Below are 10,033 nucleotides of genomic sequence, written 5' to 3' on the forward strand. Positions count from 1 at the left end.
CCGGAGTGAGCGATGACGGATAAGTTTCAGGCGGTTTTGATTTCGCGCGACGAGGACAAGAACCAGTCCGTCGATTGGGTTGAGCTGTCCGAGGACGACCTGATGGAGGGCGACGTCACCGTCGCCGTGGAGGCGACCACCGTAAACTACAAGGACGGTCTCGCGATCACCGGCAAGGCACCGGTCGTGCGCCGCTTCCCGCTCGTTCCGGGCATCGATTTCGCCGGCACCGTCACCCGGTCCAGCCATCCGGACTGGAAGGAGGGCGACAAGGTCATCCTCAACGGCTGGGGCGTCGGCGAGACCCATTACGGCGCCTATGCCGAGCGCGCCCGCGTCAAGGGCGAGTGGCTGGTGCCGCTGCCCGATGGCATGAGCGCCAGGGACGCGATGGCGGTCGGCACGGCGGGTTACACCGCGATGCTGTGCGTGATGGCGCTGGAGCGCCACGGCATCGTGCCGGAGCGCGGCCCGGTGGTGGTGACGGGCGCTGCCGGCGGTGTCGGCTCGGTCGCCGTCGCCCTCCTCGCCGGGCTCGGCCATCACGTCATCGCCTCGACGGGACGGCCCGAGGAGGCCGGTTACCTGAGGGAACTGGGGGCCGCCGAGATCATCGGCCGCGACGAGCTTTCCGGTCCCGCCCGCCCGCTCGGCAAGGAGCGCTGGGCCGGCGGCGTCGATGCGGTGGGCAGCCACACGCTGGCGAACGTCCTGTCGATGACCTCCTACGGAGGCGCGGTGGCGGCCTGCGGCCTGGCGCAGGGCATGGACCTGCCGTCGAGCGTCGCGCCCTTCATCCTGCGCGGTGTCTCGCTGCTCGGGGTCGATTCCGTGATGGCGCCGAAGGCATTACGGCTCGAGGCCTGGCGGCGGATCGCCACCGAGCTCGATCACGCCAAGCTGGCGGCGATCTCCAACGTCGTCCCCTTCAAGGAGGTGATCGCGGCGGCGCGGGACATCATCGATGGCAAGATCCGCGGGCGCGTCGTGGTGGAGATGCCGTAAGGCCCGGCGATCGTTAAAATTCGCCATACCGGCCAAAAGCTTCCGTAAGGCTCGTCGGTTACGCTTCCAGCCATGAAAATGGCGGAACATCAGCGTGTCGAACAGCCGTCGAGGACGGCGGCAACCGCACCCGAAGGGCGGCGGGAGCGCCTGCACATGCGGCCGCCGGCGCTTGCGCCGCACAGGATCAGCCCGCCTCGCCGGCATGGCGAAATCGCCATCAGCCTGGCGATCATCCTGATCGCCGGGCTTGCCGAACTCACCGGCGCCTCTCCGCTCATCAGCCTGTTTCTTGCCGGGCTCGGCGCGGTTGGGCTGGCGGTGGCGCTGCGCGCCGCCAATGCCGACCGCCTTCTCCTGTCGGCCCTGGCCGAGAAGGATGCGGTCAACCGGGGCGAACTGGAAACCCTCGCCGACCGCATGTGGGAGCTGCGCGAGAGCGAGGAGCGTTTCCACGGCCTGGTCGACGCGCTGGGGGACCTGATCGTCCACCGCGATCGCAATGGGCGCATCGTCTATGTGAACCGCGTCTTCGCCGAACTGCTCGACCGCAAGCCGGCGATGCTCATGGGCCGCACGCTGGGCCAGCTCGGCATCGACATCGGCCTCGTGCCCGATGCCGCGTTCTCCGATGGGGAATGCCTGAGCTCGACGGATGTGGCGATCCACACCCGCAGCGGGGTGCGGTGGTATTCGTGGATCGAGCACTCGGTGCGCGACGAGAAGGCGGGCTCGGTGTCGCACCGCGCAATCGCCCGCGACATTACCGCCCGCAAGCGCGCCGAGACGGCGCTGATCAACGCGCGCGAGCGCGCCGAACAGGCGAGCCACGCCAAATCGAGCTTCCTGGCGACCGTCAGCCACGAGATCCGCACGCCGATGAACGGCATCATGGGCATGGCGACGCTCCTGGCCGACACCCGGTTGACGCCGGAGCAGCGGACCTATGTCGGGGCGGTCTCCACCTCGGCCAGCGCCCTTCTGGCGCTCATCGAGGATCTGCTCGACTATTCGAAGATCGAGGCGGGGCGGCTGGAGCTCGAACCGCAGAGCGTTTCCGTGCACGACATGGTGGAGAATGTGGTCGAGCTGCTCGCGGCCCGCGCCTTCGCCAAGAACATCGGCCTCGGATGCTACATCGCCCCCGACGTGCCGGCGACCGTCAGCGCCGACCCGGGCCGCTTGCGGCAGGTGCTGCTCAATCTGCTCGGCAACGCCGTGAAGTTCACCGACGAAGGTGGCGTGACGGTGAGCGTGAGGCGGGAAGAGAAGAACGGGACGCCGCTGCTGCGTTTTTCGGTCACCGACACGGGACCGGGGCTCGAGAAGGACGACATCACCCGCATCTTCAAGGATTTCGAGCAGGTGGACGGCAGCTCGACGCGCCGGCATGGCGGCGCCGGGCTGGGGCTCGCCATCACCAAGCGCATCGTCGATGCCATGCGGGGCTCGATCACCGTGGCCAGCACGCCGGGCGAGGGATCGGAATTCGCCGTGCTCCTGCCCTTCGCGGAAGAGACCGCACGGGATGCCGATGCCCGGCCGGTGCTGGGCGGGGTGAACGCCGTCATCCTGTCGCCCCATGTCGAGGAGGCCGAAGCCATCGCCATGACGATCCGCGTCAATGGCGGCAGCGCGGCGATCGCCGCCAGCGCCGAGGACGCGGCGCGCCTGGCTGACGAAGCCGGCAAATCTTTTGACACGCTGTTGGTCGACGCGGCGCTCGAATCGGACGATGGCAGCCTGATCGGGCGGCTGCGCCAGGCTGGCATCGGTGCCGGCCGCGCGCTGACGCTGATCACGCCGTCCGAGCGCGGCCGCCTCGCGGCGTTTCGCGCCAGCGGCTACGGCGCCTTTCTCGCCCGACCCGTGCGCTGCAAGACGCTGGTGCGGCAGTTGCTGAGCGAGCATGGCGAGATCGCCTGGCCGGTGGCCGGGACACGCGAGGGCAGCGCCGACGGCGCGTCGGCGGCGGCCGGTGGCGCGCGCCGGCTGAAGGTCCTGGTCGCCGAGGACAACGACATCAACGCCATGCTGGCGCGCGCCGCGCTGAGCAGGGCCGGCCACGACGTGCGGCTCGTTTCCAACGGGCGCGCGGCCGTCGAGGCCGTCAACGAAGGCGGCACGCGGTTCGACGTGGTGCTGATGGATCTGCACATGCCGGTCATGGATGGCCTCGACGCCATCAACGTCATCCGCCGCCACGAGGAGGAGACGGGCATCGCGCCGGTTCCCATCCTCGTGCTCTCGGCCGATGGACAGGAAACGACCAGGCATGGCGTTCTGGCGCATGGCGCCAACGGATTCGTCACGAAGCCGCTCGATCCCGACAAGCTGCTGGCCGCGCTGGCCCTCCATGCGACCGTGTGATTGCCCGGTTGCCGCTCACGATGTGTGACGCTATCGTCATAGTTCTGTCGTAACAGGCCACTATTCCGGCGTCATCGCGACGCGGAGGAGAATCAGCAATGCAGGGCATGACGCTGAACAGCAGCGCCTTTCAGGAACCCGTTGCACACCCGCCGCTGGCCGGCGACGAGCACGCCATGCTCGACGATTGCCTGCTTGGCCGCATCGGGCCGCTGGAGGCGCGCCTGGCGCGCAACGCGCAGGAGATCGCCGCTGCACAGGCGGTCCGCTTCCGGGTCTTCTTTGACGAGATGGGCGCCCGCTCCTCGACGGACGCCCCGGCGCTGGACCGGGACGTGGATGGTTTCGACGCGGTCTGCGACCATCTTCTCGTGGTCGACACGTCGCTGCCGGGCAGCGATGTGGACCGCATCGTCGGCACCTATCGCCTGTTGTCGCCGGAAGGCGCGCATCGTATGGGCCGCTTCTATTCGCAGGACGAATTCGCCATCGAGAGCCTGATGGCGCGCCATTCGCGCCGCCGCTTCCTCGAGCTCGGCCGCTCCTGCGTTCTGCCGCCATACCGCACCAAGCGGACGATCGAGCTGCTATGGCAGGGGATCTGGGCCTATTGCCGCAAGCGGCGCATCGACGTGATGATGGGATGCGCGTCCTTCCCCGGCGTCGTGCCAGCGGCGCATGCGGAAGCGTTTTCCTTCCTTAGCCACCATTGCCAGGCCGAGGGCGACTGGCATGTGCGCGCCGTCGCCGGCCGTTTTGCGCCGATGGATCTGATGCCGAAGGAAGCCGTGCAGGCGCGCTCGGCGCTGGCGGCCATGCCGCCGCTGGTGAAAGGCTATCTCAGGCTCGGCGCCCGGTTCGGTGAAGGCTGCGTGATCGACCATGATTTCGGCACCACCGACGTGTTCGTGGTGCTGCCGGTGGAAACGATCTCCGACCGCTACATCAACTATTACGGCACGGAAGCGCAGCGCTTCGCCGCGTGACCGTGGGGCTGCAAGGGCGGCGCATGAGCTGCCGGCCGTCGCGATTTATATCGACATCCAACCCTTCGTCATGCCCGGCCCTCGAGCCGGGCATATCCGTGCCGTGACCGCGGCGAGTCGCGCCGGCGCTGTCCTCAGGCTCCCGCGCTGTAGGCGGCAATCGCCGCCATGTTGACGATGTCGGAATCCTTGGCGTTGAGCGAGACGATCTGCACCGGCTTGTTGAGGCCGACGAGCAGCGGGCCGATGACGGTCGAGCCGCCCAGTTCCTGCAGCATCTTGGTGGAGATCGAGGCGGAGTGGAACGCCGGCATGACGAGCACGTTGGCCGGCCCCGACAGCCGGCAGAACGGGTATTGCTGCATGAGCCCCGCATTGAGCGCCACGTCGGCCGCCATCTCGCCGTCATACTCGAAATCGACGCGCCGCTTGTCGAGCATCTTCACGGCCTCCTGCACGCGCTCCGAGCGCTCGCCGGGCGGATGGCCGAAGGTGGAATAGGCGAGCATGGCGACGCGCGGCTCGTAGCCCATGCGGCGGGCCTGGCCGGCGGCTTCCTCGGCGATGTCGGCAAGCTCCTCGGCATTCGGCATGTCGTGCACCGCCGTGTCGGCGACCAGCACGGTGCGGCCGCGGCACAGCGCCAGCGAGACGCCGATGACGCGATGGCCGGGCCTGGCGTCGATGACACGCCGCACATCGGCCAGAACGGTCGAGTAGTTGCGCGTCACGCCGCTCACCATGGCGTCCGCGTCGCCGAGCGCCACCATGGTGGCGGCGAAGTGGTTGCGGTCGTTGTTGATCAGCCGCTGCGCATCGCGGAAGAGATAGCCCTTACGCTGCAGGCGCTCGTAGAGATAGTCGGCATAGATCGCGTTGCGGCGCGACAGCCGGGCGTTGATGATCTCGATGCCGGGCTTGGAAAGATCGACGCCGGCGTTGCGCGCCGTTTCCTTGATCTGCTCTTCGCGCCCCAGGAGAATGGCCGTGCCGAGCTTCTGGTTCACATAGGATGCGGCCGCGCGCATCACCTGCTCTTCCTCGCCCTCGGCGAAGACGATGCGCTTCGGCTGGCGCCGCACACGGTCGTAGATGCGCTGCAGCGTCGAGGCGATGGGATCGCGCCGAGCCGACAGTTCGTTGGCGTATTTCTCCATGTCGAGGATCGGCCGCCGCGCGACGCCCGAATCCATCGCCGCCCTGGCGACGGCCACCGGCACGGCCGAGATCAGCCGCGGATCGAACGGGACCGGGATGATGTAGTTGGGGCCGTATTTGGGCCGGTTGCCCTGATAGGCCGCCGCCACGTCATCCGGCACGTCCTGGCGGGCGAGAGCGGCGAGCGCCTCGGCGGCGGCCACCTTCATGGCGTCGTTGATCGTCGTCGCGCGCACGTCGAGCGCGCCGCGGAAGATGTAGGGGAAACCGAGGACATTGTTGACCTGATTGGGATAGTCCGAGCGGCCGGTCGCCATGATGGCGTCCGTGCGGATCTCGGTCACCTCCTCCGGCGTGATCTCCGGGTCGGGATTGGCCATGGCGAAGATGATCGGGTTCTTGGCCATGGATTGCACCATGGCCGGCGTCAGCGCTCCCTTGGCCGACAGGCCGAAGAAGACATCCGCCCCGTCGAGCGCTTCGGCCAGCGTGCGCTTCTTGGTCTCGACCGCATGCGCCGACTTCCACTGGTTCATGCCCTCCTTGCGGCCCTTGTAGACGACGCCCTTGGTATCGCAGAGGATGACGTTCTCGGGCTTCAGCCCGAGGGACTTGGCAAGCTCCAGGCAGGCGATGCCGGCGGCCCCCGCGCCGTTGCAGACGAGCCGGGTCGTCTTGATGTCGCGGCCCGTGAGATCGAGTGCGTTGATGAGGCCGGCGATGGCGATGATCGCCGTGCCGTGCTGGTCGTCGTGGAAGACGGGAATGTCCATCAGCTCGCGCAGGCGGCTTTCGATGACGAAGCACTCGGGCGCCTTGATGTCTTCCAGGTTGATGCCGCCGAAAGAAGGGCCGAGCAGCTTGACGCAATCAACGAAGGCGTCGGCGTCCTCCGTGTCGACCTCGAGGTCGATCGAATCGACGTCGGCGAACCGCTTGAAGAGCACGGATTTGCCCTCCATCACAGGCTTGGAGGCCAGCGCGCCGAGATTGCCCATGCCGAGGATCGCCGTGCCGTTGGTGATGACCGCCACCATGTTGCCGCGCGTCGTGTAATCGAAGGCGCGGCTCGGATCCTCGGCGATGGCCTTGACCGGCACCGCGACGCCCGGCGAATAGGCGAGCGACAGGTCGCGCTGCGTCGCCATCGGCTTGGTGGGCGTGATCTCGAGCTTGCCCGGGCGTCCTGCGGCGTGGAAGTCCAGCGCCTCCTGCGGGCTCACGGACGGCCCTTGTCGTTCGGTCTTGTCTGTGGCGGCCATGATCGGTTTCGTTCCTCCCGCGGATCGGCTCTCGGCTCTTGCTTTCTGTGGAGTTTTGCAAGTGACAGGTGCATAAGGCTACACTTTCGCCCAGTAAATGGCCAAGCAGATTGAAGCTGTTCATTCAATGCCATTGAAAAGGCCGGGGGAGCCCTCCTTGAACGACGAAACGCCGATGCGCCACAAGGCAATGCAGGCCGCCGCCGAAGGGGCGACGCCGATGATGGCGCAGTACATCGAGATCAAGACGGCCAACCCCGATTCGCTGCTGTTCTACCGCATGGGCGATTTCTACGAGCTGTTCTTCGAGGATGCGGAGGTGGCGAGCCGGGCCCTCGGCATCACGCTGACCAAGCGCGGCAAGCACCAGGGCGACGACATTCCCATGTGCGGCGTGCCCGTGCATGCGGCCGACGACTATCTGCAGAAGCTGATCGGGCTCGGCCACCGCGTCGCCGTCTGCGAGCAGATGGAGGATCCGGCCGAGGCGAAGAAGCGCGGCGCGAAGTCCGTCGTCAAACGCGACGTGATCCGTCTCGTCACCCCCGGCACCATCACCGAGGAAAAGCTGCTCGATCCCGCCGAGGCCAATTACCTGATGGCGCTCGGCCGGGTGAAGGCCGGCGAGGGCGAGAGCCTGGCGCTCGCCTGGATCGATATTTCCACGGGCGCCTTCCGGGTCGCCGCGACGCGACCCGAAAGGCTCCTGGCCGACATCCTGCGCATCGACCCGCGCGAGCTGATCGTCGCCGAGCCGGTTTATTACGACGCATCGCTGCGCCCCGTGTTCGACGTGATCGGCCGCAAGGCGACACCGCAGCCCGCCAATCTCTTCGATTCGGCGTCGGCCGAGATGCGGCTCACCCGCTTCTACGGCGTGGCGACGCTGGAGGGCTTCGGTCGCTTTTCCCGCGCCGAGCTTTCCGCGGTCTCCGGCGCTGTCGCCTATGTGGAGAAGACGCAGAAGGCCGAGCGCCCGCCGCTCGGCCGGCCGGAACGCGACGAGGAGGGCGCGAGCCTCTTCATCGATCCGGCGACCCGCGCCAATCTCGAACTGGCCCGCACGCTGTCGGGCAGCCGCGACGGCAGTCTCCTGAGGGCGCTCGACCGCACGGTGACGGGCGCCGGCGGGCGGCTTCTCGCCGAACGGCTGATGTCGCCGCTGACCGATCCGGCGGCGATCGGCCGGCGGCTCGACGCGGTCTCCTTCTTCCTCGAGGAAGCCGCCTTGCGCGACACGGTGCGAGGGCTCCTGAAAGGCGTTCCCGATATCGCCCGCGCGCTGTCGCGGCTGGCGCTCAACCGCGGCGGACCGCGCGATCTCGGCGCGCTGGCGGCCGGCTTCGAGGCGGCGCATGGCGTCGCCGAGGCGCTGGCCGGCAAGGACGTGCCGGCGGAGATCGCTTCCGCGCTTGCCGGCATTCGCGGCCTGCCGATGGCCTTTGCCGCCCATCTCGACCGGGCGCTCGACGAGGATCTGCCGCTTCTGAAGCGCGACGGCGGCTTCGTGCGGGCAGGCTACAATGACGAGCTCGACGAGATGCGGGCGCTGCGCGACCAGTCGCGCCGGGTGATCGCCGAGATGGAGCGGGACCTCGTCGAGCAAACGGGCATCCGCTCGCTGAAGATCCGGCACAACAACGTGCTCGGCTATTACATCGAGGTGACGGCGAACAACGCGCAGGTGATGACCGGCACCGACGAGGCCAAGGCACGGTTCATCCACCGCCAGACCATGGCCAATGCCATGCGCTTCACCACCACCGAGCTGGCGGGGCTGGAGACGAAGATCGCCAATGCTGCCGACCGGGCGCTGCAGATCGAGCTCTCGGTGTTCGACCTGCTCCTGGCCGAGACGGTGGAAGCGGCGGATGCGATCCGCGCGGCGGCGCATGCGCTGGCCGTGATCGACGTTTCGGCGGCGCTTGCCGAGCTCGCCGAGGCCGAAAACTATTGCCGTCCGCATGTGGACGACAGTCTCGACTTCCACATCGAGGGCGGCCGTCATCCCGTCGTCGAGCAGGCGCTGCGCAAGCAGCTTGCCGAGCCCTTCGTGGCGAACGATTGCGATCTGTCGCCGGCCGAGGGCGGGACGGCCGGTGCGATCTGGCTGCTGACCGGTCCCAACATGGGCGGCAAGTCGACCTTCCTGCGCCAGAACGCGCTGATCGCGGTGATGGCGCAGATGGGGTCCTTCGTGCCGGCAGCCCATGCCCGCATCGGCGTGGTCGACCGGCTGTTCTCGCGCGTCGGGGCGTCGGACGATCTGGCGCGCGGCCGTTCGACCTTCATGGTCGAAATGGTGGAGACGGCGGCGATCCTCAACCAGGCTGGCGAGCGGGCCTTGGTGATCCTCGACGAGATCGGCCGCGGAACGGCCACGTTCGACGGCCTTTCCATCGCCTGGGCGGCGGTGGAGTATCTCCATGAGAAGAATCGCTGCCGGGCGTTGTTCGCCACCCATTTCCACGAGATGACGGCGCTTTCGGAGAAGCTTGCCAGGCTCTCCAACGTCACCATGCGGGTGAAGGAGTTCGAGGGCGACGTGGTGTTCCTGCACGAAGTGGGCAAGGGGGCCGCCGACCGCTCCTACGGTGTTCAGGTGGCGCGGCTCGCCGGCCTGCCGCAGGCGGTGGTCGAACGCGCCCGCGAGGTGCTGCACCAGCTCGAGGAGGGCGAGACCTCCGGCAAGGCCTCGAAGCTCGTCGACGACCTGCCGCTCTTCTCCGTGGCGGTGAAGAAGGAAGCCGAAGCGCCGAAGGCATCGGACCGGCTCGGGGCGGAACTGAAGGCGATCAACCCCGACGACCTGACCCCGCGCGAGGCGCTGGAGACGCTCTACCGGCTGAAGCAGCTCGCCGTGAAGGAATAGGCCGGCGTCGCGTGGTATGGATCCTCGGGTCAAGCCGAGGATGACGAGCTGTGGGAGCGGTTACACCAATCGTGATGGCTGGCGAGTCACGGGACCCTTCCTGTCATTCGTCATCCTCGGGCAGGTTTTGACCGAGATAGACACATGCTAATTGTCGAGGTTTGAAGCCTGCCGCAGCCACTTTTGTCATAAATCACACCCTGTCTCGCTTGAATCACGTATGACAACGATAAATGTGGTCACCACGAAAATGCGCAAGGAAGTGACCAGCCCGACCGGCTAACGGTGTGTTAAACGCCAGCCACCAGCAAATTGGGGCCATCAGACAGGAACGCCGGATGCTCGGTTGGTGGGCGGGGCAGTTTGATCTACCAATAGTT

At 67.3% G+C, this 10,033-nt stretch carries 5 protein-coding genes; 4 read left to right on the forward strand and 1 reads right to left on the reverse strand.

The features are described 5' to 3' along the window. Positions 1 to 12: 12 nt before the first annotated feature. From NUU27_RS14325 to NUU27_RS14335, 3 genes are all read left to right on the forward strand, one after another. On the forward strand, positions 13 to 1,005 hold the full coding sequence (locus NUU27_RS14325) for an MDR family oxidoreductase (RefSeq protein ID WP_257762796.1): 993 nt from the start codon (positions 13 to 15) through the stop codon (positions 1,003 to 1,005). Between the two features lie 78 nt (positions 1,006 to 1,083). Beyond that, positions 1,084 to 3,375, forward strand: coding sequence for an ATP-binding protein (locus NUU27_RS14330; protein WP_374566915.1), 2,292 nt, complete (start codon positions 1,084 to 1,086; stop codon positions 3,373 to 3,375). Between the two features lie 98 nt (positions 3,376 to 3,473). Beyond that, positions 3,474 to 4,361 (forward strand): GNAT family N-acetyltransferase, encoded by an 888-nt coding sequence (locus tag NUU27_RS14335; RefSeq protein ID WP_257762798.1) that lies wholly within the window; start codon positions 3,474 to 3,476, stop codon positions 4,359 to 4,361. Positions 4,362 to 4,495: 134 nt separating this feature from the next. Here the strand turns inward: NUU27_RS14335 and NUU27_RS14340 are convergent, their stop codons facing one another. Beyond that, entirely contained in the window at positions 4,496 to 6,781 is a 2,286-nt protein-coding gene (locus NUU27_RS14340; RefSeq protein ID WP_257762799.1) for an NADP-dependent malic enzyme, read from the reverse strand. 175 nt (positions 6,782 to 6,956) lie between these two features. Here NUU27_RS14340 and mutS point away from each other — a divergent pair, with 175 nt between their 5' ends. Further along, a complete protein-coding gene (gene mutS / locus NUU27_RS14345) occupies positions 6,957 to 9,653 on the forward strand; it encodes a DNA mismatch repair protein MutS (protein ID WP_257762805.1) in 2,697 nt (898 codons plus the stop codon). The last annotated feature ends 380 nt before the right edge of the window (positions 9,654 to 10,033 follow it).

Source organism: Nitratireductor sp. ZSWI3 (genome assembly GCF_024655565.1).
Classification (GTDB): domain Bacteria; phylum Pseudomonadota; class Alphaproteobacteria; order Rhizobiales; family Rhizobiaceae; genus Nitratireductor.